The following is a 23,170-nucleotide window of genomic DNA, read 5'->3' as shown; positions in this document are numbered from 1 at the left end:
TACCCCATAACTTCTTCTTTCGTAAGTATGGAAATTTATTAAATAACCTTATCGCCGTACGACCTTTCAAAGTCCCCATTAGCTCTGAAACACTCAAGCTTGGAGGAGTTCTTACCACAAGATGTACGTGATCTACTTGAACATTCAATTCCACAACAGAACATTTCTTCATGCTACAAAACACATAAATACTTCGATAAAGCTCCTTGCCAACATTTCCTCTCAAAATCTTATATCTATACTTCGGGGTCCACACAATGTGATACTGGCAACGATAGAAAACGTGAGAAGCGGATTCATATCTGCTCATGCTATTTACTCCGTTTATTTGCTGGTAACAAACAAGTGTGAGTATCTAGCATGAGCACTCTACGGGCATAGCCCAGAAGGAACGATCACCACCTCCATAGGAGGTGGTTTCAGATTGCCAATAAAAAGGACTACCTGTTGGTAGTCCTTTTTGTACACAGTAATTCAAAAGATCTCCTCTGCTTTCTCGCCACAAATACAGCAAATTACTATCCCCATCAAACATCCTCATTCTTAACCAAACTCTTAGTCAATGTTCTCACTGAAAAACAAGTCCTCTAAAAACCACAAAAGAGTGATAAGAAACATTTGGTTAGCATTTAACTGGGGATTCCCTTACACTCCTATTTAAGCGTGTCAGTATCGATACAGGCCTAGCAAAAGGCTCAGAGTGCGGCCGATGAATGCCTATTAAGGGCGCCGGCAGAGAGCATCCGCTATGACAGTTCTGTCAGCGTTATCTGCGTCGTCAATGAAAGATTAGGGAAGAAAGTAATTGATCAATAAGAATCACCTTGGGTTTGCCTTGCTACTGGGTCTACTGGGCTTGCTGGTCAACCTGGCACCTATTCCCCTGTTTGGTAACCAGCAGCTGATCATTGGTAACCTCTTCTTCGTGATCGTGGCCATCTTCCTCGGTCCCTGGTATGCCCTGTTAACCTCAATTTTGTGTGCCACCGGCCTCTATATTGCCTGGGACAGCTGGCATATGTTCCTGCTGTTCCCGTTAGAGGCGCTGTGGCTGGGCTATGCGCGACGCAAAGAGTTCTACACCCTGTATGCGGACATCACCTTCTGGCTCTTGCTGGGCATGCCGCTCTTCTATCTGTACGCCAACCTGGTGTTTCAGATGCCCAACAGCTACATGACCTTTATCACCCTCAAGCAGGGAATTAACGGCATGCTCTATACGGCGCTCGGCGCCATCTGCGTCACCATGTTGCCCAGTCAGCTGCATATCGACGGCAAACTGATGAATAAGAAGCGCAAAAGCTTCAACGCCCAGCTCACCTACACCTTTACCCAGGTGTTGACCCTGGCCCTGTTGGTATCGGCACTGATCTTCAACAACAACTCCATCGATCAGCAGCAGCGGGATGTGAAGCTCAACCTGGAAGACTCGGCCGCCCACCTTGGCAAGGCCACAGAGAGCTTTATCGAGGGGCACATCAGCGCCATAGACAACGCGGCGCGCTGGCTGAGCCTGTCTAACTATGATGCGGCCCAGTGGCAGAGCCTGTTGTCTAAGCTGCACCAGAGTTACCCGTTTTTTATCTCTATGCTGATAGCCGACGACAAGGGGTTTATCTCGGCGGCCAGCCCCATCTCACGCCTGGACAAGCACGCCGTTAAGAACAAAGATCTCAGCATCAGCGACAGGCACTATTTTCAGGAGGCCTTCTACAATCAGCTGACCTTTATCTCTCCGGCCTTCCTGGGGAGGGGTTTTGGTACCGATCCCATAGTCGCCATCAGTGCGCCGCTCTATTCCAAGGACAACCCGGTCAGCCCCATAGGGATCATCGAAGGCTCGCTGAACCTTACCAAGTTCGCCAGTATCGATGAACGCAACCGTGAGTTTAACGAGCAGGCCATGGTGCTCACCGACGAGAACGGCCTGGTGATCTATGCCTCGGAGATGCTCAACCTGGCGCCCTTGACCCCGCTTAAGGTCTCCACCTCGGGGCAGCGCTACCGCACCAGCCTGAACATGATCAACTTTCGCAATCTCGACAGCTTTAACCCTGAGTTCGCCTACGCCAAATATGTGCTGAAAAATGGCTGGTCACTCTATGTGGTGATGCCCTTCTCGCCACTGGTGAAGCAGGTGGAGCAACAGTACCTGACCACCTTCAGCCTGCTGTTTATTGCCTTTATCATCACCATCTTGCTGATCAAGGTGATCAGTAATCGCCTGACCCAGCCGCTTGAGACCATCGCCAAGAAATTTAGCCAGTGGGGTATGGCCGAACATCAGGATGAAGCGATGGCAGACACCACGCCCCAGGAGATCTACGCCCTCTCCAGCAGCATTCAGAAGAGTAAGCAGGAGCTGATCAGCTACCAGCTGGAGCTGGAGGAAAAGGTGGCAATGCGTACGGTTGAGCTGGAAGATGCCAACCTCAAGCTGCAGGCGCTGGCGGAGCGCGATGAGCTGACTCAACTCTACAACCGCCGCTACGTGGAAAATCATTTCGGCAATATTCACGATATGTGCAAGCGCAGCTATGCGGCACTGGCGTTCTGCATCATAGATATCGACCACTTTAAGAAGATCAACGACACCTATGGCCACCAGATAGGCGATAGTGCCCTGATCGCCCTGGCAGAACTGATGAAGCAGTTCTTTAAGCGGGACACGGATATTGTCTCTCGCTATGGTGGTGAAGAGTTTTTGGTGGTGCTCCCCCAGTGCAACGCCCTGCAGGTAGAACAGCATCTGAATCAGTTTAAGGAGCTGGTCGCCGAGCATCAGATAGAGGTGCCGGGCCAGGCAGCGATCAGCCTGACCGTGAGTATCGGCGCGGTGATCAGCAATGCCGGCTACATGAACGACATAGATCATTGGTTTAAGATGGCCGACCTTAACCTGTACGAGGCCAAGGAGAATGGTCGTAACCGGGTGATCTGCTCCCTGCTGTCGGCCGAAGATCAGCTAAGCTAACGCCGGCTTTCACTTACGGTTTTTAGCTCACGCAGTTTTAACTTACGCGCTTTTAGCCCCTAGGCTTTTTAACTTAGGCTCATATAACTTGGTCTCTCTTACCGAGCCTGGCCTTCTGTTAACGACCCAGGATCAGCCGCATTGGCGGCTGGCTCGTTTGAAGGCGTGACATTAGCCCCTTGGCGCGCCTGGATAAAGCTATCCACCCGCTCTAACAGATAAGGGAAGAAAGGATTCCATTTCTGCCTGAGCACCTCTGCTGCCGACACCCCCAGCACGCCGCGCTCCCCGCGGGTAGCCGCCGCGCCAATCTGCACCCTGTGACTCCCCTTCACGAACGCCGTGCCGTACAGGCTATCGCTCGCGGGATAAGGCAGGGCCACATGAGAGAGCGAATAGATGCCCGCCGGCCAACTGAGCCCTAAGGGCTGATGAACAACCACTTGCCCTGGCCTATACCTGTTGGCCTCGACCTCGTCGAGACTCTTTAGCGGCTCGTTTTGTGAAGGCTTATTTTGTGACCGCTTATGATGTGACGGTTCGCTTTGAGCAAGCACAGTTTGCACAACCTGCTCTTGACCCTGATCTTGATTTTGACCAGAGCGGCGATTCTGCACCAGAGTCAGATCGAATCTTGGGGCATCGAGACTGAGGGAAGGCAACAAGGCGGTCAGCGGATCGCTCACCACCAAGGCCAGGCTCAGGGGTTGGCGATTGATATCAAACAGCACCAGCTGATGCTGTTTCGAAGGCAGACGCCCATAGAGATTACTCACCACAGCCGGCGTCGAGACAGTAGCGTCGGCCACCGACTGAAAGGTTAAGATATCTGCAAGCTCGGCCAATTGCTCCTGGGGCATGGCCTGCATCAGCTGTTGATTGCGCTCTGCCAGCTGATAGACCACATCGCCGGCATTGACAGCGAAGGAGTTGTATTTAAAGGGATCGTACTCGGTCTGAATCGAGTTCCAGCTCAGCTTCTCCAGCCCCAACAGCCGCCCTAACCTGTCCTGCCACTTGGCACCGGCCGCCACCGGCGACAGGCCTATAGCTGGCGAGAGGAAGATCATGCCGCGGTAACTCAGTGTCGAATTATGCGCGAGCCGCTCGAGCTCATGGTTTAACGCCAGCGCCGCACCGGTAGAGAAGGCCACCACATACAGAGGCTTATCACCCAGCTGCTGCTTGAGATGCTGGGTCGCCAGCTCCACCGCCCTGGCCATCTCCTGCCACTTCAGCTCAACCAAGCCAGAGGGTATGGTGCCATGGCCCGGCAATCTTAGCCCCAGCAGGTGAGCGCGCCCCATAAAATGCTCGGCAAAGTGCGACAAGGCATAGGGAGAGTCTGACATGCCGTGCAGCAACAGGACCCCAAATTCGGCATCTGGCTTGGCCCACTCATAGCTGCGATTCCAGGCCTTAGGCCAGTTGTCTGGGTCGGCAAAGCTGCCATGCCAATAGCGATTGAGGGGCTGATCCAGGTGTTGGGTGCGGCTATAGATCTTACTCTCCACCTCCTCGAACAGCTTGGCCTCCAGCGCCTGATAGGCCGGGAAATCGTCTACCTCGCTATCGAGGCGAAACTGATGCTCGAGCATGGTCGAATGCCAGATGGACAGGTCGGGACGGGCATTTAAAAACCAGACCCCAAAGGCGAGCGCGGCCGCGATAATGCCGAGACAGGCATAGGTGACGGCGATGGAAAGATGTTTTGTCGAGTGAATCAGCAATGTTTTCATGAGAAATGACCGCTAGGCTCCATGTGCGCGCTGATGCGCTGCAAGTCCGTTAACCATTAACATACACGGCTTTATTGCGTAAACTCCAGTCCCAAAGCCCATGGAATGAATAATATGTCTAAGAATGTGAAGCCCTTAGGGCAGGATGACGCCAAGCGCTGTTTTTATCTGCCAACGCCTCCCCTTCTGCCTGCCGACTGGCAGCTTGCCCAGCCAGCCGACTTAAATAAAACTGACATAGAAATAACTAGCTTAAATATAGGCAGTTTAGAGAGCCTGATCGCCCTCAACGGCAATAACTGGCGCAAGATCTTAGTGATCATGGCAAAACTGAGCGCGCCGGACGACGACTGGCGCGGCTACATGCACAAGCTATTACAGCGCGACGAGCAGATACGTTTCGGCGCCGATGCTCTCTCACCCATGGCCAAGGAACATTATGTCTGTGGCCAGCAGAGCGCCATCGCCCTGGGCTTGACGCCCTTGAGTGACCCCAAGACCTTTACACACCAGCAAGAGAACAACAGCCAAATCTACCTGCTGCCCTATCTGGATTATCGCCAGTGTCCCAACGCCCTGATAGCGGATTTGCGTGAGCTTCGCAAATTGCACACCGACTAGCCGATGGGTCCTGAACCCAACAGGCCTCACCAAAGGAAAAGGCGCCCGAGGCGCCTTTATCGATTCTGCTTCCTGTGACTCATTCAGCTAGATGAGTCATGGCGGCGCTAGTCGTATAGCGTCGGGATTGGCTTACGCTTGTGCTGGGTCGCGTTGTAGATGGCGATCAGGCGCGCCTCGACCGCGGCATCTACCGGCTTACCTTCGAGGAAATCATCTATCTGATCATAGGTCAGGCCCAGGGCGACTTCATCTTCGAGCTGTGGCTTGTCACACTCGAGATCCGCCGTCGGCGCCTTATCGACCAACACACTAGGTGCGCCCAGTGCCGCCGCCAGCTGGCGCACCTGACGCTTGCTCAGACCAAACAGCGGCGCCAGATCGCAGGCACCATCGCCCCACTTGGTGTAGAAGCCGGTGATATTCTCGGCGCTGTGGTCGGTGCCCACGACCAGGCCACCAGTCAGGCCGGCGATCTCATATTGAGCGATCATACGCATTCTGGCCTTCACATTCCCCTTCACGAAATCGACATTGCTGTGAGGGTGAGAGATGACGCCGGCCACTTCGAGGCCCGCCAGGGTCTGATGATGGATCCCTTCGACCCCTTCACCTATGTTGACCGTTACCAGCTTACTGGGCTGAATGAACTGACAGGCCATCTGCGCCTCATCTTCATCCTTCTGCACCTTGAAGGGCAGACGCACCGCGATAAACTGATAGCTGCCTTCATATTCGCCTTCGCTGTTCAGCTCATCCACCGCTAGCTGGCACAGACGGCCCGCCAGTGAGGAGTCTACCCCACCGCTGATCCCCAGCACGAGACTGGTGGCGCGCGCCTCTTTGAGTTTCGCTTTGATAAAGGCGATACGTCTTTGCACCTCATATTCCACCTCGATATGCGGCTGCACCTTCATTTCACGTATGATCTGTCCTTTCACTGGTCCGACTCCACTTAGGTTAACTGTCAGCATGATTCTAAGCTGACCATTATGAGCCAAATCCTCGGGAAATTCACGACCTAAGCTCGCCCCAATCCAATAAATGGGTCGAGAGGCTGCAATTATTTACTAGTCAGGGGAAAACGCCCTGATCTACACTGGCTAATCAGACGATCGGAGGGGCCGGTCAGGAGTCAAGCGAAGCGGGATGATGGCAACAAGCGCGGTAGAGAAGATAGATTATTGGCAGGCGAGCATCTTGAAAGAGATGGAGCTTAGCCGCGCGCAATTTACCCATTTTGCCTTCGAGAAACATGTGCATCTGGACTACCACATAGGCGTGGTCAGCCATGGCGGCCAACGCTATCACCACAGGGGCAGCGAGTACCGCCTGACGCCGGGCAACATATCCACCCTGAATCCGGACGAGAGCCACAACGGTCAGAGTATCGCCGATGGCGGCTATGAGGCGCTGGTGATGTCTCTGCCCACCAGCTATGTGCAACAGGTCGGCGAGGCGCTCAACCAGGGCGAGCTCTACTTCAGCACGCCTATCTTGGACGACCCTAAGCTGAGGGCCTATTTCATCCGCCTGCACAACCAGCTTACCCTGCATCAGGCCAACATCACGCCGCTGGAGGCAGAGACGCTACTGCTCGGTTTTATCAGCGAGCTGTTTTATCGCCATGGCAAGCTGCGTAACCTGCCGAACAGCCAGGCCAGGTTAAGCGGCGCCCAGCTGGACAACATCAAGCAGCAGTTCCACCAAGGGCTGGATCAGGAGTTCGAGCTGGAGCATCTGGCGCTCTCCATCGGTTTGAGTAAGTTTCAATTCTTACGTCAATTCAAGGCGGCCACCGGCATGACGCCCCACGCCTACCTGAAACGCCTGCGGCTGGAATATGCCAAGAAGGCGCTGATGCGAGGCGACAGCGCCATCAGCACCGCCTATGACTTAGGGTTCTTCGATCAGAGCCATTTCAACAAGGCGTTCAAGCGGGCGTTTTTGATCACTCCGGCCCATTTTCAGAAACGGGTCACGCCCTGATAGGTTAGTGATAGGTTAGCCCACAGACAAAAAACATCTGGCCTAACAGCAAACGCGCAATATTTTACAATCCCGGCGCCGCGGATAGGCTTACTATGGCAACATCGATTTAAATTTAACGCGTGAGAGCTCAACACAGATGGAACTACAGCTGCAACTGCTTTTCTCTTTGGCCGTCATACACACGGTCGCCCTGGCCAGCCCAGGCCCGGATTTCGCCCTGGTGGTCAGGCTGGCCGCTCAAGAGCACAGACGCACGGCGGTCGCCGCCGCGCTGGGCCTGGCGGTAGCCATCACGCTACACACGCTGCTGAGCCTCACCGGGGTAAGCCTTATCATCAAGGGCTCCCCTAACCTCTTCATGGCGGTGCAGCTGATTGGTGCCAGCTACCTGGGCTGGATGGGCATAGGCGCGATACGCGCCGCCATCGCCCACTGGCGCGATGAGGCGCATCTAAATGCGGCAAGTAAGGCCGGTCGTGGACTCGGCGCGGCTCAGGGATTCATGCAGGGAGTCTCCACCAACCTGCTCAACCCCAAGGCGTTGGTATTTTTCATCACACTATTCTCGACCCTGATCACCCCTGAGGTGACCCTGAGCACTAAGGTGGCCGCCACCGCCATGATGTTCGCCCTCTCACTGGGGTGGTTTAGCCTGATCGCCCTGGTGCTGTCTCATCCCAAGATGCAGCTCAAAATGAAAAGAGCAACCCCACTGATCAACCTGTTGACCGGATTGCTCTTTATCTTCGTCGCCGGAGTGATCCTCACCGGCGCCCTTGGCCGTTAAGCTCTCGCCCGTGAAGACCTTGGCCGTGAAGACCTTGACCGTGAAGCCCTCGGCCGTAAATACAGCGGCGCCCGGGCTTACTCTGGTGAAGCTGATTGACTAGCTCAGCCCTGGCTGCGGATATAATCCAGCGCCGAGCTTACCGCCATCACCTGGGCCTGGATACAGTTTTCATCGTCCACCAGCGGACTGTCTGGATAGACCTCGGTAGTGGTGTTGTATCTGGCATCGCTAAAGCCGCTGCACAGGCCCAGCGCCTTGGTCGCATAGTTGATCACTCCAAACTGAGTGATGGGCTCACCTATCAATCGTCCCTGGTCATCGGCGGGGGCGATATGGGTCACCTTGCCCACGGCCGCTATGATGGCCGCCTGCATCTCATCGTTAGGGTTCTCGCTGTCCCCCACCAGATAGAAACCGTCGGGAATATTCCAGTTAGTCTGCACCTTGGCATCTCTTGCAGCTAAAGCTGGACGAAACTCGCTGTTATCTGTATCAGTGGTCTCATGCAGGTCAACATGCGCCATCAAGGGCAGGTTAAAGCTCGCTACCCACTGCATCAGGGCGCGGGACTCCTGAGCCGGGCTGTCGGCATAGAAAGAACGGTTAGGGTCAATCGCCTCGGGATTCCAGCGATTGATGGTCTCATAGCCCCAAGGGCTGACACAGGGGGCGACCAGGATATTGAAATCCTGGCTGTACTCACTTGCCTTGGCGATTAAGAAACGTAGCGCGCCCTGCACGCCACTGGTCTCGTAGCCATGGACGCCGCCGGTAACCAAGATAGTGGGCTTTTCCTGATCCCAGTCGCGAGATTTAAAGCCATAGAGCGGATACAGGCCCTCGGCATAGTTAAGCTCGCCATACTGCTGCGCCTCGAAGCTCTCGCTCACCTGGCTGAACTTGCTCAGCACCTCCTGCTCATAGGAGCGTTTCTTCTGCTGCGCGGCTCGCCACTTTACTTTTTCCGCATCGCCCCAGGGCTTACCCGCCTCACCAATCCAATAACCTTGTTGCTCTGTCATCTTATCTTCCATCTTGTTCTCTGCCTCGGCCAAGCCGCTCTTTATTGGCGGGGCCACATTCCCCCATGATACCTAAACTCGGCGCACCTGTGAGCAAGCTTAAGAAAATTCAACTCGCCAGGCTTTGTAAACCCAGACGTAAAATCGCAGCCAAGGTGAAATGAAAGACGCCAAGTGGGGCGCAAACCGATGCCCATAGGATAGGCAGGACCGGGATTCTTTGTTAGGATCGCCGCCGAGGAGAGACGATGAAAATTTTTAGTTACCAGCCCCCGGCTATTCCCTGGCTAGACATACGCTACCAAGATCGCGACATCATCATAATCAACAAGCCATCTGGCCTGTTGTCTAATCCCGGCCGCGCCGCACAGACCCATGACTGCGCCATCAACCGTCTGTTGCAGCGTTTTCCCGAAGCCATCCTGGTGCACAGGCTCGACTGCGCCACCTCTGGCATCATGGTGTTCGCCCTCAACAAGAAGGCCGAGTCTCACCTCAAGACCCAGTTTCAAAACCGCACCACAGAGAAATATTATGTGGCCGAGGTTGCGGGCCTGATGAGCCAGGACAGTGGCAAGATAGAGTTGGCGATGAAACCCGATAGCGAGCAACCGCCGCTACAGAAGATTGCCGAGGATGGCAAACCGGCGACCACCTATTTTGAGGTGCTAGAGCGGCGAAGCAACAGCACTCTGGTGAAACTCAAGCCGATCACGGGGCGAACCCACCAGCTCAGACTACACATGAAGGCGCTGGGCCACACCATACTGGGTGATGATTTCTATGGCGACGAAACCATTATCGCCGCCGCGCCGCGTCTGCACCTGCATGCCGAGCACCTGAGTATCACTCATCCCTACAAGCAGACCAGACTGAGCTTCTCGAGTCTGCATCCCTTCTAAAGCCTTTGCTTTTCAGGAGGCGACTCTCTGGAGCGGTAAAGCTAGACACAAAAAAGGCGCCTAACTGGCGCCTTTCTTCTTAGCTTATGCCGCGCGTTTGGCGGTATAGAAGCATTCACTGCTGTTGCAGAATTGCAGGTTGTTGTCGTCGGAGAGCAGGAAGTATTCGCCGAACAGGTTACCACCGAGATCTTCAAGCTTGAGGCCATTATCGAGTCTAGTTGCCTGCATCTCATCAAAACTATGGCAACCATCGTTATACCAGGTCTCTAGAAACAGCTTATCGCCTTGACGATAAAGGGTGATCTTGTCGCCCAGAGAGGGGCGCTCATCTATCCACTGGCCAATAATTTCGCGTGTTTCCATATCTTGCTCCTGCCAACGTAAACGTTTGCGCTTTTCGACAACCGACATTTCGATAACTTGAAGTAATGACTGTGAACCGTTAGCACTGGCATTGCCTAACATTACCCTAAGCTCAGAACTCATATTTATTTAACCTCTAAATTACCGCAAATGTTACAACATTGTGAAAAAGCAACCATAAACCAACAAGTTAAACCGACTTGTCGTCTCCTTTGTGTGAAATTGTAACCTAGAGCGGAAATAAAAACGCGATCTAAATCACTTTTAATGCATTATTTAAGTAAAGTGTAATACAAATTTTTTTCAACACGCCAAAGCCGTCACTCTCTAAACCTTATCGGCCGCATCGGCTCATGCCATGAGGCCTAAATCGGTCCAAACACAAATCTAGACAAACGATTCAGGCACAAAACCAGTTAAAAAAGCCAGACACAAAAAAGGAGCCAAGCGGCTCCTTTTCAATTCGAAAACTTATTACTCAGGCTAACACTGGCTTATATCTCCGCCTGACGCTCGGCCGCCTCACAGGCCGCCGCGGTAAAGAGCACGTCGGTGGAGCTGTTAAGGGCGGTCTCCGCCGAGTCTTGAATCACGCCAATGATGAAGCCCACGGCGACCACCTGCATGGCGACATCGTTAGAGATGCCAAACAGGCTACAGGCCAGCGGGATGAGCAGCAGCGAGCCACCGGCCACCCCAGAGGCGCCACAGGCCGAAACCGCCGCTACGACGCTCAACAGAATCGCGGTCAGAATATCGACCTGGATCCCTTCTGTGTGCACCGCCGCCAGGGTCAATACAGTAATAGTGATCGCCGCGCCCGCCATGTTGATGGTCGCGCCCAGTGGAATAGATACCGAGAAAGTATCTTCATGCAGATCCAGTTTCTCACACAGAGCCATGTTCACCGGGATGTTGGCCGCGCTCGAGCGAGTAAAGAAGGCGGTCACGCCGCTCTCTCTGAGGCAGGTAAATACCAGCGGATAAGGGTTACGGCGGATCTTAAACCAGACGATAAGCGGGTTGATGACAAGCGCGATAATCAACATAGAACCCAGCAGCACGGCAAGCAGTTGAGCATAGCCGGCAATCGCCTCGAAACCGGTTGCGGCGAAGGTGTTAGCCACCAGGCCGAAGATACCGATAGGCGCCAGACGGATCACGAAGCGCACCATCTGAGAGACGCCGTGGCTCACATCGGCAAATACCGTCTTAGTGTTCTCAGAGGCGTGATGCAGAGCGATGCCCAGGCCCACACCCCAGGCCAGGATGCCTATGTAGTTACCCGTCATCAGGGCGTTAACCGGATTATCGACCACCTTAAAGAGCAAGGTATTGAGGACTTCGCCAATCCCTTCCGGCGGCGTCGCACCTTGGGCGCCGCTTACCAGCACCAGAGAGGTGGGGAAGAGGAAGCTCATGGTCACTGCGGTGATCGCCGCGGCAAAGGTACCAAAGAGGTAGAGGACTATGATAGGTCGCATATTGGTCTTGGTGTTTTTCTTCTGATTGGCAATCGAGGCCGCCACCAGAATAAACACTAAGATCGGCGCAATCGCCTTTAGCGCGCCGACAAACAGATCACCTAAAAAGGCGACACTCTCTGCCGAGGAAGGTGAAAAACTCGCCAGGGCAACCCCGGCAATGATCCCCAAGATAATTTGCAGCACTAAGCTGCCATCTGCCAACTTGGCAAATAAGGAACGATTTTGATTCATTGATTGACCTATCATTATAATTAATTGAATTTAACCTTTGCTCATCGCCGTCAACGTTCGCTGAGCAGAACAGCTTTCTTTATGTTATTTATCGTCTCTCGCCTTGGTCACGCATGGCCGCTATGACCAAAACGTACTAAGGATGAGAGTAAAAGCTGGTGTCAAACACAGGATCTGGCCCAAGGTTAAACTTCCTTCATCCTGTGTTTTATAGAAACTCCCCCGTCTTGTCTAGCAAAGCGCTCGATTTCGCTTTAGATATTACCCACTAGCATCATAAAGATAACAAAAATCTAATCTTTAACTGGCCTGATGCCGCTTTGCCCCCCTGAGCATGGCGTCGATCAGCTCATGGGCGTCAAACTTGGTCAGCGCCTCATTGGCGCCCACCTGATGGGCCTGACTCACACTGATCTCACTCGAGAGCGAGGTGTGTAATATGATATAGGCGTCGGCCAAGGCAGGCGTGTTCTTCACCTCAAACGCCAACTCGTAGCCGTCGAGCCCAGGCATCTCGATGTCGCTCACCAGCAAATCCACCGGCCTTCCCTCCTTGGCGGCCTCCTCCATGATAGAGAGCGCGTCTCTGCCATCTGAGGTCACCAGATAGGGAATATTGATGCTGTCCAGCGCGTCGCTAAGCTGCTTGCGCGCCACCTTGGAATCGTCCACCAGCAGAATATTGAGCGGCTTTAGGATCTCCCGCTGCACATCCGTCAGTATCGCCCGGGTGGTTTCTGGGCTGGCTGGGAAGATCTTGGACAATAACAGCTCCACATCCAGCAGCTGCACTAACTTGTCATCGACCCGGGTCACCCCGGTGAGAAAAGCGTTCTTGCCCAGGTTATCCGGCGGCGACTCGATATCCCGCCAGTTACACTCAATGATCTTATCTATGCTGCGCACCAAAAACCCCATCACCATGCGCTGACAATCTGTGATGATGATATAGGCGTTGGCGCACTCTTCGGGCGTGATGGGCGCGTAGCCCACCGCCGCGGCCATGTCTATGATGGGAATGGTGTGGCCCCTGACGGTCGCGGCGCCCAAAATAGCAGGATGAGATTGAGGGATGGCGCTGAGTTTAGAGAAGGGAACCAGTTCACGGATCTTGAGCGTGCCGAGGGCAAACAACTGAGTATGGGATAAGCGGAACAATAATAGGCCTTGAGATTGGCTAGCCTTACTTTTCATATTCTTACCGACACGTAAATGCTTAATTAGCGATAAGTTTAACCCTAGCATAGCCAGATTAAATTGACGATGCTCAAGCCTTGATAAATTGGCCTTACAACTGTGACTCTATCGGCAGCAGACCGATAAAATCGGCCATGAAACGACGCCAGAAGCTGGCATCGGGGTCGGCATAATAGACTTGGCCCTTAAGATCGTCATGCCAGATTAGCTCGCCATCATTAAGATCCAAGCGGTAGCTGCTGCGCTTGAGGGACTTTTGAATCTCATCCACCATCTCGCCGGCAAACTCGCTCTGGTCGACAATCAGCCCCATCTCAGTGTTGATCCAGGCCGATCTGGGGTCGAAATTGAAAGAGCCGACAAACACAGATGCCCTATCCAGCACAAAGGTCTTGGCATGTAAGCTGGTACGTGAGCTGCCCTTCCAGGCGCTGGGGCGGTTGTTGATGTCCACCTTCACCTCATACAGGGCGATGCCGTTTTCCAGCAACCGCTCGCGATAAGCCTTATAGCCCGCATGCACAGCCAACACGTCGGTGGCCGCCAGACTGTTGGTGATGATGGTGATCTTGATCCCCTGCTTGGCCGCCTCTATCAGGGCCTGACAGCCGCCGTCGGTAGGCACAAAGTACGGCGAGACGATGAGTACTTCCTTGCGCGCCTTGCCCAGGAATTGGCTAAGGTCAGTTAGCAACCACTCCTGATGACCCTGTCTGCTCGCCTTCTGGGGCGGATCGTACAGCAGCTGCGCATCGCCCCAATACCAGGCGAGCCCCTTGGAGGTGATCTGTGTCAGCAGCTCGCTCAGTTCGAGACGATTAAGGTACTCATCGTGGAGGAAGTTCTGCTTGTTTCTGGCCATGATCTTGGCCGCTTCTTTATACATCTCACTGGTCGGTGGCGGCACCAGGTTGACCACACTCTCGACCTGCTCGCTGTTCCAGTAGCGGTCGAATTGATCCGATACCTCATCGACCACATCGCCTATGGTCAGGAGATCGAAGTCGCCAAAATCCACATCGTCATTCTTGGAGAAATACTCATTGCCTATGTTGCGCCCTCCGACAACGGTTATCTGGTTGTCCACGGTTAGGGATTTGTTGTGCATCCTATGGTTGAGGCGGGAGAAGCCGGTCAACATGGCGAAGCTGCGAAAGGTGCGCTCATAGGAGGGATTGAAGAGGCGTATCTCGATGTTGGGATGGCTGGCCAGCAGCACCAGGCCGTCATCCAGGGTCTTGGTGGTGAGGTCGTCCAATAACACCCTCACCCGTACACCGCGATCGGCAGCGTCGATCAGGTGCCAGATCAGCAGGCGGCCGGTTTCATCGTCGTGATAAATGTAGTATTGCAGATCTATGCTCTGGCTGGCGGCATCGACTATCGCCAGGCGGGCCACGAAGGCATCGACACCGGATGAGAGTGGCAGAAAGCCCGTCTTGTTTGGATGCGCCTTGAGATCGCCTTCGAGGTAACGATACAGGCCAGAATCGGTCGGCGCCGCCAGCTTGTGGCTGGGGGTAAGTTGCTGGGGCGGCGGCAAACTGCTGCAGGCCGACACTAGGCTCAGGCTCAAGGCGAGAGTCATAAACTTCGAGGGCAAAGTCATTGCCTTCAAGGTCAAAGCCATCAATTTCAAGGCCAATCGCATCATGCTTTTGCTTATCACAGAGAGGTTCATCACTTGCCCTAACACCATGAATTTATACGCCTAGTCACTAACATAGGCGTTAGCCTTACTCCTGTAAAGCGTATAAGACGTCGTAGACGAATTGATCCCAGCCCTCGGCGCTAAAGGCGATATCCCGCACCGCCCTCACCTGGCTCACCGCATGTAGCGGCGCGGCGCCATTCTCCATCAGGTAGTAGGCCATCAAGAGCCCGGTCCTGTCTTTGCCGGAGCGGCAATGGATCATCACTGGCAGGCCATCGGCCTCACACTGACGAATAAAGGCCAGCGCCTTGGGCAGCTGAGCCACGCAGTGCGCCTCGTCGCCCTCCATGGGGGGAATATTTCCCGACAGCGGAATGCAGGCGTAGCGCAACGCTAACCGCGCCATCTCATCAGGCTCACAGAGATCGCCGCCATTGACCGAGAGTATGGCACCGACGCCCTGCTCCTTGAGTTCACTCAGATCCCAAGGCACCAGGTTGGGGCCACAACGACCGGCAAGTTCGCCTTCGACTAACCAAAAAAGCTGCTGCATCTCTGTTTCACTCTGTTAGATAAACGCGCCCTACTATGAGGGACGCTTCCAGATCGCGTCATTGATCTTGGGTAACTTTTTACGTTTTTTCTTGCCCGTGCCTTCGGGTTTCGCCATAGGCTTCTCCTGGCGCGAAGGACAATCCAGCGGCGCCTCGGCGTCGGCCTCGAAGCCAGGATACTGCTCCCTTGGCAGGCGCAGCTTGTTCTTCTTCTCGATCACCTTGAAATGATGATATTCGTCGTGGCTGATGAGAGAGATAGCCTCACCTGTCTCACCCGCGCGGCCACTACGCCCGATACGGTGCAGGTAATCTGCGGGACTTCTTGGCAGTTCGAAGTTAATCACCACGGGAAGCTTGTCGATATCGATGCCGCGGGCCGCGATGTCGGTAGCGATAAGCACGGTAATTTCACCGTTCTTGAAGCCATCGAGCACACGACTACGGGTGCCCTGGGCCTTGTCACCATGGAAGACCTGGGCGCTGATGCCGCGCTTCTCCAGCTTCTGCGCCAGGTGATCGCAGCTGCGCTTGGCGCTGGCAAATACCAGTACCTGACGCCACTGACGCACCTTGATAAGCTCGGCAAGCAATGCCGTCTTGTTGCTACGGTTAACTGTGTAGACGCGCTGCTCGATATCCGCGCTCTGCGACTCCTGCAGCTGGATCTCGACAGGGTCGGTCAGCAGCTTGGCAGTGAGGCTAAGCACCTCTTCGGGGAAAGTTGCCGAGAACAGCAGGGTCTGTTTTTGGTCGGGCAGTTGTTTGAGGATCTCACCGAGCTCCTCGGTGAAGCCCAGATTCAACATGCGATCGGCTTCGTCAAGCACTAAGGCCTTTAGCAGAGAAAGCTTAACGGCATTGCTACCGAGCAGGTCCAGCAGACGGCCCGGGGTCGCCACCAGAATATCGGCGCCGCCACGCAGGGCCAACATCTGGCTGTTCACCGAGACGCCACCGAACACGGCGACCACCTTGGCTCTTGGCGCCAGCTCGGCGCCATAGCTGATGAAGCTGTCGGCTACCTGCTGGGCAAGCTCACGGGTCGGCACCAATACCAGGGCGCCAACATGATTGCCGCCACCGGCTCTCTGTCCCACCAGCTTCTGCAGCAAGGGCAGCGCGAAGGCGGCGGTCTTACCCGAGCCCGTCTTGGCACCGGCCAGCAGATCGCGACTGGCCAAGATGGCGGGGATCGCTCTTGCCTGAATCGGGGTGGCCTGCTGATAACCGAGATGATGCAGTCTGGCCTGCAGCGCCTTGACCAGATTTAACTGACTGAAATCGGTCGTTGTCAGCGACAGGTCCGATGGCGCAGAGGGCTCAAGAGCAGATGGGTCGAGCGCATTAGTTGTCATGATAAGATTTAGCTAACCGTACAAAATAGAGCCGCGCATTGTACCTAAATTTACGACCAAACACCTAATCTTTACTGCATCTCGTCTTTACTGCCTAATCAACTCAGGCGCCAATCTTATCTTAGATCGCTTATAGGCTTTCGCCCACGGCATCGGCCTCCAGGGCCAGTAGTTGCTGCTTAATCCCCAGGCCATAGGCGTAACCCGTCAGCGCCCCGCCCTTGCCAATGATGCGATGACAGGGAATGATAATGGCGATTCGGTTCGCGCCGTTGGCGCTGCCCACCGCCCGCACCGCCTTGGGGTTATCTATCGCGCTGGCGATATCCGAATAGCTGGCCGCATCACCGAAGGGGTGAGCGAGCAGCGCCTGCCACACCCGATGCTGAAACGGCGTGCCTACCGGCGCCAAGGATAGACTAAAGGCGGTCAGCTTACCGGCAAAATAGGCGGATAACTCGCGCTCTGCCTGATCGAGATGCGCCTCGGCCTGCTCCAGCGCCAGCTGTTCGCGCGCGACCAAGGTCACCTCACGCGCAGCAAAGTCGTCATCTTGCCCGGGCAGAAAGCTCAGGTGCGACAGACCAAACTGATTGGCCGCCAGACTCACCTTTCCCAGAGGCGTGTCTATGACTCGCTCGGCAAGCGCCTGATAGCCTCCTAATCCGGCGTCCCGGCTTAGGGGAATGTACTGAAGATCTATGGTCTGTTGGCTCATTTTAAATTCCCTCGTTGATTTCTAAATGCATTGTGGGCGGCTTTCTCTACTGCTGATTCCAGAGCTGCAGGGTGAGATAACTGCCCCAGGGGGCGACCTGCCGTAGCACCTCTTGGCTGAGCGCCTGATATTGTGCCTGCGCCCGCTTCTTCGCCGCCTTGGGATCTTCCTCTTCAACTGTCTCGCCCTCACAAGCAGCTAGCGCGAGTGGCTGCTCTGATGATTCCTCGTAGGCTAGATTCGAAAGCAACTGCTGTTTAACCACGAGATCCCCAACCAGCAGCACGTCTGGCAGGCTCAGCCCCCGCAGGCGCACATAATCCAGGGTCCAGGGACCTATCCCCTTGATCTGCAGCCAGTCTTCTATCTCCGCCTCGGGGTTAGCCATCACAAAGGCTGCCAGGGCACGAATCGCCTCTTTTCTGATCCCCGGCATCTTAAGCCCATCTAGGCTGGCATCCACGAGCGCCTCCGGGCTTGGGAACAGGAGCACATGACAATCATTCAAGCTAATCGTCTCGCCATAATCGGCCACCAGTTGCCCCAAGAGCTTGATCGCCTGGGTCACACTCACCTGCTGGCCTAAGATGGCGCGGCAAACCGCCTCGAAAGGCGACCAGACGCCGGGCAGACGCAGACCAGGTGATACCTGAGGCAGAGCCTTACCCAGCGCTTGCAGCTTATCGCCTATAGTCAGCATGTCGGCGTCGAGATCCAGGATGCGACGAATATGGCTGATGATCCCCTTGAGCTGGCTGAGAGAGTCCGCCTCGGCGAGATGAATGGTGACATGAAAGCAGGCCTCTTGCTCACTATGAACAGCGCAGAAATAACCCTTGGCGGCGCCGAGCACGAAGCTGCGGCCATAACTCTGTTCATCTAGCCACTCCATCTCGGGCACGGCGCGCTGGGCGAAGAAGCTGCGCAGATGTTGCCAATCATAGGGCGGACGATAGGCAAGCTTGAGTGTCAGGCCCTGGACTGGCAGCGACGGCTGGCCCGTGGCCTTACGGATCTCACTCGGGGTCAACTGCAGCTGCTCACGAAAGATCTCGTTAAAGCGTCTCACGCTGTTAAACCCGGCGGCAAAGGCCACCTGAGTGATCGGCATCTTGGTCTGATGCAGCAGCTGTTTGGCAAACATCAACTGTTGATACAGGGCATATTGCTTGGGCGAAGTGCCCAGGCTGTCGTGAAACAGTTGCCTGAGATAACGCTCGCTGATCCCTAATCGCTCGGCGAGCCCCGTCATAGGGATCGCCTGGGGGCCGCACAAGATGCCGGCGTCGATGAGACTCATGGCGCGATTCAGGCTGGTCTGCTTGCCAAGCCAGGGATTTGAGCCCGGCGCGCTGTCCGGACGACAACGCAGACAGGGTCTCAGGCCAGCCTGAGCAGCCGACAGGGCATCGTCGAAATACCTGACATTGGCCTCCTTTGCAGGCACTGCCGGGCAGATAGGACGACAATAGATGCCGGTGGAGAAGACGCCGACGAAGAACAGGCCATCGAATCTGGCATCCCGTGACAGACGCGCGATGCGATACTGCTCCGCCTTGGGATGCTGCGCCTCGGCCTGCATGGCTTTGCACGCTTTTGCACTAGACTCTTGTGTTTGCTGGCTCACTTGAAGAAGACTCATTTTGCTTTGATAAGGCCACTCTAATGCAGCCTGGGATTGGATACTAGCGGAAAACGGCACTCATGGTGAGAATAACTATCTAAGCAACAATTCGTCGCACTCGGATGATGCCTGCTATATGATGAGTGATAGCAATCAGATCGACTATCATCCTAATAAGCCTAAATTTTATAAGGACTTAAATGTTTAAGCGTTTCGAATCATGGGTTTCCGCCCTACCCGACCAAGAAGCGGTACAGCCGCCCCGTGGGATCTATCAGTTTTGCAGGCATTACACGCGCGGCTTCGAGTTGCCGCTCGCATTAATGTCGATACTGACTGCGCTGCTGGCGATTCTCGAGGTCTCACTGTTTGCGTTTATGGGCGACCTGGTGGATCTGCTCGCCAGCCACAGCCCCGAGACCTTGTTTGTCGAGCAGGGTGACAAGTTACTGCTGATGGCCATCTTGGTGCTCGTGGTGATCCCTGTGCTGGTGTTGCTGCACGCCCTGGTGATCTACCAGGGGCTTTTGGGTAACTACCCCATGTCGATCCGCTGGCTTGCCCACAGGTATCTGCTTAAACAGAGCATCGCCTTCTATCAGAACGATTTTGCCGGGCGCATCGCCACCAAGGTGATGCAGACCTCTCTGGCTGTGCGCGAGACGGTCACTAAACTGCTAGATGTCTTGGTCTATATTCTGGTCTATTTCCTTTCCATGCTGGTGATCATCGCCGATGCCGACCTGCGCCTCATGCTGCCTATGCTGGTCTGGCTGATGATCTATGTGGGGCTGCAATTTTACTACCTGCCTAAGCTGAAACAGGTCTCGACCGAACAGGCCGACGCCCGCTCCACCATGACGGGACGCATCGTCGACAGCTACACTAACATCGCCACTGTGAAGCTGTTTTCTCACACCCAGAAAGAGGCTCAATATGCCAAGGAGAGCATGACAGGCTTCCTCGATACGGTTTATCGCCAGATGCGTCTGGTAACCGGCATCAATGTCAGCGTGCAGGTGATTAATTACTTACTCGCCTTCAGCGTTGCCGCCGTCTCCATCTGGCTGTGGCGCGACAACGCCATCACCATTGGCGCCATAGCCGTGGCGGTCAGTCTCTCTCTCAGGCTCAACGGTATGTCCCAATGGATCATGTGGGAGATCAGCTCACTGTTTGAAAATATCGGCACGGTCGCCGACGGCATGAATACCCTGTCGCGCCCCACCAGCGTTCAGGACAGCGACAATGCCAGCCAACTCACAGTCTCTCATGGTGAGATCGCCTTCAACCGGGTCAGCTTCCACTACGGCGAGGCCAGCGGCGTCATAGAAGATCTCGATCTCAAGATCAAACCCGGCGAGAAGGTCGGCCTGGTGGGCCGCTCGGGCGCCGGCAAGTCTACCCTAGTGAATCTGCTGATGCGTTTTCATGACGTGGAGCAAGGCAGCATCACCATAGATGGACAGAACATTCGCGAGGTGGAGCAAGACTCGCTGCGGGCCAACATAGGTATGGTGACTCAGGATACCTCCCTGCTGCATCGTTCCATCCGCGACAACATACGCTACGGCAAGCCGGATGCAAGTGAGGAAGAGCTGGAAAATGCGATCCGCCAGGCCCAGGCCTACGAATTTATTCAAGGACTTAGCGATCCCGAGGGTAATCACGGGCTCGATGCTCAGGTGGGCGAGCGCGGAGTGAAACTGTCAGGCGGTCAGCGCCAGCGTATCGCTATCGCACGAGTACTGCTAAAGAACGCCCCTATCCTCTTGCTGGATGAGGCAACCTCGGCGCTTGACTCTGAGATAGAGGCCGCCATTCAGGAGAGTCTCTATCAGCTGATGGAGGGCAAGACGGTGATCGCCATCGCCCACCGCCTGTCGACCATTGCCGCCATGGACAGGTTGATCGTGTTAGATCAGGGCAAAATTGTCGAGCAAGGCACACACCAGGAACTGATCAAACAAGGTGGGATCTACGCCCAGCTCTGGGCCCATCAGACAGGTGGCTTCCTCGGTATAGAGTAAATAACTCTACCAAGACACTAATCCATCGACTGGCATAGCCGCTATTTCTGCACGCTGTGTCAGTCGATACGCTATATCAGGCTTGCCGCCTGATGCTTTTCATCCCATTATCAGCCTATAAAACGGCTACCTTTATCACTTATTCGGAAACCAAGCCGGCTCGGTAAAGACCCAGTCATTGTCTTTAACCGGTGTATGGCAGCTAATACAGACCTGCATGCCGCCCTCGAAGGGGGTCTGCTCCTCCCCTACCCAGCGCGCCCAGCCCCAGCCATAGGTGTCGGCGTACTTTACCGAGTCTTTAAACATAAACTCGGCATGGACGAAAGCCTTGGGGCCTATCGCCTGCGGCCAATGGGTTAATTCGCCAGCTTTCCAAACTACCTTCGCAAAGATGGCACCGTCAGGCCAGGGAGAATGTTTACCGCTACGAGCGGCCTTGATAGCCACATCATTACCCAGAATAGCCCTCACCGTATTATTGTCAGTTCTATGGGACACGGCGATGCTTGACCAGGTCTGCCAACCTAGTGGATAGTCAATGCCATGGGAAGGTAAAGGCGTTTTGTCAGCTGCATAACCATTTGATGAAAATAATGAAACGGCTGATAACAGTAGTAAAAGAATTGTCTTCATTGTCTGACTCACTCTGTTGCGAAAAGCACAAATTACTGGCTTAACTATTAGTGTGTCAGTGTAGTCTCAATAGGAAAGCTTTGCCGAAGGTAATCTAGGAAAGGAATTATGTAACGAGTTCAAGCTTGGATGAAAAGGCCGTAGCTTTGATATCAAAAAATTTATCATTTCGCTTCTGTTTCATCGCACGATAAAAGAACAAATCAACTAACTTACTTGTGTTAAGCTCCTTTGTCGTAAAGTGGATCTCAACTTGGTTCGGTAAAAGGCTAAAACTAAAATCAAGAGTCATATTCAATAGCTTACGTGCAATGGCCTTCCCCCTTGCTTCTTTATCAACATAGATTTGACCGATGTAAGTGACTGATTTTTTAATATGGTGCCTGAAATAACAATAACCAATAGGACTCTCATCTTCGACCGCAACCATTACCCAACGAAGATACTCAACATCATTAATCTTGCACTGTGTGATATCAGCTAACACTAAATTCTCAAAGTCTCGTGCTAATTCACTTGAAACCTCAGACAGGTCGAATTCTGATTGGAAAACATCGAGATCTCTAGATATGAACATCAACATAATTGCCCTAATTCATCAGGTTAACGATTTTCCTGAAGTGTGGCACATAATGCCCCGCTCGGCGAAGGCAGATTAGTTTGGCGAAAATAGGCGAGACACAAGCAATTGGATAGGCTCCTGCTCTGTAGGTATTTGACGGCCTCATTTTGAGGCATCAAGGTGCCAATCAAATTCGTGCCATTGAAGCTGAGTAGATCTAAGGAACGATAAGGTAAATGACAGACGAAAAAAAACCACCCTGTTGGGTGGTTTTTTCCACGTAACTAAACGCTTATTTGGTGGAGCCTAGCGGGATCGAACCGCTGACCTCAACACTGCCAGTGTTGCGCTCTCCCAGCTGAGCTAAGGCCCCGAAACTGATTGTGACTATACAGTAAAACCTGAACAAACACAACATCTTATTTCAAAATTTATCAAAATAAGTTGTGGTATCCCATAGGGGATTCGAACCCCTGTTACCGCCGTGAAAGGGCGGTGTCCTAGGCCTCTAGACGAATGGGACGCCGGTCTTACATTTAGACTCCGTAAGGGAGTGAATACTCGTCGAAACCAGTAGGCCATCTCGTAAGAGAAATGCTTCAACGCTATCGAATCGTTAACTTTGCAGTCAACCACTCAAGAAAGTGGTATCCCATAGGGGATTCGAACCCCTGTTACCGCCGTGAAAGGGCGGTGTCCTAGGCCTCTAGACG

General features: G+C 54.1%; 20 protein-coding genes and 2 tRNA genes. 6 read left to right on the top strand and 16 right to left on the bottom strand.

Annotated elements, in window-relative coordinates:
* Positions 1-310 (bottom strand): IS200/IS605 family transposase (gene tnpA, locus AYI87_RS20695; protein ID WP_144204216.1); only part of this gene is annotated, 310 nt, incomplete at its 3' end.
* 495 nt (positions 311-805) lie between these two features.
* Here tnpA and AYI87_RS20690 point away from each other — a divergent pair.
* Positions 806-2,974, top strand: a complete 2,169-nt coding sequence (locus AYI87_RS20690; RefSeq protein ID WP_144204462.1) for a diguanylate cyclase — start codon at positions 806-808, stop codon at positions 2,972-2,974.
* Positions 2,975-3,072: 98 nt separating this feature from the next.
* Here AYI87_RS20690 and AYI87_RS20685 read toward each other — a convergent pair whose 3' ends face one another.
* Complete coding sequence (locus AYI87_RS20685) at positions 3,073-4,713, bottom strand: alpha/beta hydrolase (RefSeq protein WP_144204461.1); 1,641 nt, start codon at positions 4,711-4,713, stop codon at positions 3,073-3,075.
* Positions 4,714-4,827: 114 nt separating this feature from the next.
* On the opposite strand from AYI87_RS20685, the gene AYI87_RS20680 reads away from it, so the two are divergent.
* Positions 4,828-5,334 (top strand): DUF6942 family protein, encoded by a 507-nt coding sequence (locus AYI87_RS20680; protein ID WP_144204460.1) that lies wholly within the window; start codon positions 4,828-4,830, stop codon positions 5,332-5,334.
* Between the two features lie 107 nt (positions 5,335-5,441).
* Here AYI87_RS20680 and nadE read toward each other — a convergent pair whose 3' ends face one another.
* On the bottom strand, positions 5,442-6,275 hold the full coding sequence (nadE, locus tag AYI87_RS20675) for an ammonia-dependent NAD(+) synthetase (RefSeq protein WP_086023616.1): 834 nt from the start codon (positions 6,273-6,275) through the stop codon (positions 5,442-5,444).
* A 208-nt stretch (positions 6,276-6,483) separates the two neighbouring features.
* Between nadE and AYI87_RS20670 the strand changes: the two genes are divergently transcribed.
* Both AYI87_RS20670 and AYI87_RS20665 read left to right on the top strand, forming a co-directional pair.
* A complete protein-coding gene (locus AYI87_RS20670; RefSeq protein ID WP_144204459.1) occupies positions 6,484-7,323 on the top strand; it encodes an AraC family transcriptional regulator in 840 nt (279 codons plus the stop codon).
* A 139-nt stretch (positions 7,324-7,462) separates the two neighbouring features.
* Entirely contained in the window at positions 7,463-8,113 is a 651-nt protein-coding gene (locus AYI87_RS20665) for a LysE family translocator (RefSeq protein WP_144204458.1), read from the top strand.
* 104 nt (positions 8,114-8,217) lie between these two features.
* On the opposite strand, the gene AYI87_RS20660 is transcribed toward AYI87_RS20665, so the two are convergent.
* Positions 8,218-9,138: a M14 family metallocarboxypeptidase gene (locus AYI87_RS20660; protein ID WP_144204465.1), complete on the bottom strand. Its 921-nt coding sequence runs from the start codon at positions 9,136-9,138 to the stop codon at positions 8,218-8,220.
* A gap of 248 nt (positions 9,139-9,386) precedes the next feature.
* Between AYI87_RS20660 and AYI87_RS20655 the strand changes: the two genes are divergently transcribed.
* Positions 9,387-10,040 (top strand): RluA family pseudouridine synthase, encoded by a 654-nt coding sequence (locus AYI87_RS20655; protein ID WP_144204457.1) that lies wholly within the window; start codon positions 9,387-9,389, stop codon positions 10,038-10,040.
* Between the two features lie 84 nt (positions 10,041-10,124).
* Here AYI87_RS20655 and AYI87_RS20650 read toward each other — a convergent pair whose 3' ends face one another.
* From AYI87_RS20650 to AYI87_RS20615, 8 genes are all read right to left on the bottom strand, one after another.
* Complete coding sequence (locus AYI87_RS20650) at positions 10,125-10,529, bottom strand: hypothetical protein (RefSeq protein WP_011865258.1); 405 nt, start codon at positions 10,527-10,529, stop codon at positions 10,125-10,127.
* A gap of 371 nt (positions 10,530-10,900) precedes the next feature.
* Positions 10,901-12,124, bottom strand: coding sequence for a serine/threonine transporter SstT (gene sstT, locus AYI87_RS20645; protein ID WP_144204456.1), 1,224 nt, complete (start codon positions 12,122-12,124; stop codon positions 10,901-10,903).
* Positions 12,125-12,424: 300 nt separating this feature from the next.
* A complete protein-coding gene (locus AYI87_RS20640) occupies positions 12,425-13,318 on the bottom strand; it encodes a chemotaxis protein CheV (protein ID WP_144204455.1) in 894 nt (297 codons plus the stop codon).
* A gap of 94 nt (positions 13,319-13,412) precedes the next feature.
* On the bottom strand, positions 13,413-14,930 hold the full coding sequence (locus AYI87_RS20635; RefSeq protein WP_260865199.1) for a phospholipase D family protein: 1,518 nt from the start codon (positions 14,928-14,930) through the stop codon (positions 13,413-13,415).
* A 127-nt stretch (positions 14,931-15,057) separates the two neighbouring features.
* Positions 15,058-15,528 (bottom strand): dual specificity protein phosphatase family protein, encoded by a 471-nt coding sequence (locus AYI87_RS20630; protein WP_144204454.1) that lies wholly within the window; start codon positions 15,526-15,528, stop codon positions 15,058-15,060.
* Between the two features lie 33 nt (positions 15,529-15,561).
* Entirely contained in the window at positions 15,562-16,887 is a 1,326-nt protein-coding gene (locus AYI87_RS20625; protein WP_144204453.1) for a DEAD/DEAH box helicase, read from the bottom strand.
* A gap of 130 nt (positions 16,888-17,017) precedes the next feature.
* Positions 17,018-17,605, bottom strand: a complete 588-nt coding sequence (locus AYI87_RS20620; protein WP_144204452.1) for a methylated-DNA--[protein]-cysteine S-methyltransferase — start codon at positions 17,603-17,605, stop codon at positions 17,018-17,020.
* A gap of 46 nt (positions 17,606-17,651) precedes the next feature.
* Positions 17,652-19,187 (bottom strand): DNA-3-methyladenine glycosylase 2 family protein, encoded by a 1,536-nt coding sequence (locus tag AYI87_RS20615; RefSeq protein WP_144204463.1) that lies wholly within the window; start codon positions 19,185-19,187, stop codon positions 17,652-17,654.
* Between the two features lie 242 nt (positions 19,188-19,429).
* On the opposite strand from AYI87_RS20615, the gene AYI87_RS20610 reads away from it, so the two are divergent.
* Positions 19,430-21,259, top strand: coding sequence for an ABC transporter ATP-binding protein (locus tag AYI87_RS20610; RefSeq protein WP_144204451.1), 1,830 nt, complete (start codon positions 19,430-19,432; stop codon positions 21,257-21,259).
* A 135-nt stretch (positions 21,260-21,394) separates the two neighbouring features.
* On the opposite strand, the gene AYI87_RS20605 is transcribed toward AYI87_RS20610, so the two are convergent.
* The 4 genes from AYI87_RS20605 to AYI87_RS20590 form a co-directional block, all read right to left on the bottom strand.
* Positions 21,395-21,895 carry a cytochrome P460 family protein gene (locus AYI87_RS20605; RefSeq protein WP_144204450.1) on the bottom strand — a complete coding sequence of 167 codons (501 nt, stop codon included), beginning with the start codon at positions 21,893-21,895 and terminating at the stop codon, positions 21,395-21,397.
* Positions 21,896-22,001: 106 nt separating this feature from the next.
* On the bottom strand, positions 22,002-22,472 hold the full coding sequence (locus tag AYI87_RS20600) for a GNAT family N-acetyltransferase (protein WP_186300688.1): 471 nt from the start codon (positions 22,470-22,472) through the stop codon (positions 22,002-22,004).
* A gap of 282 nt (positions 22,473-22,754) precedes the next feature.
* A tRNA-Ala gene (locus tag AYI87_RS20595) sits at positions 22,755-22,830 on the bottom strand.
* Positions 22,831-22,904: 74 nt separating this feature from the next.
* A tRNA-Glu gene (locus AYI87_RS20590) sits at positions 22,905-22,980 on the bottom strand.
* Positions 22,981-23,170 lie beyond the last annotated feature (190 nt).

It is taken from the genome of Shewanella sp. KCT, assembly GCF_007636505.1.
GTDB classification, from domain to species: domain Bacteria; phylum Pseudomonadota; class Gammaproteobacteria; order Enterobacterales; family Shewanellaceae; genus Shewanella; species Shewanella halotolerans.
The sequence above is the reverse complement of the archived record's forward strand: the minus strand, read 5'-3'. Positions and strand labels throughout refer to the sequence as shown.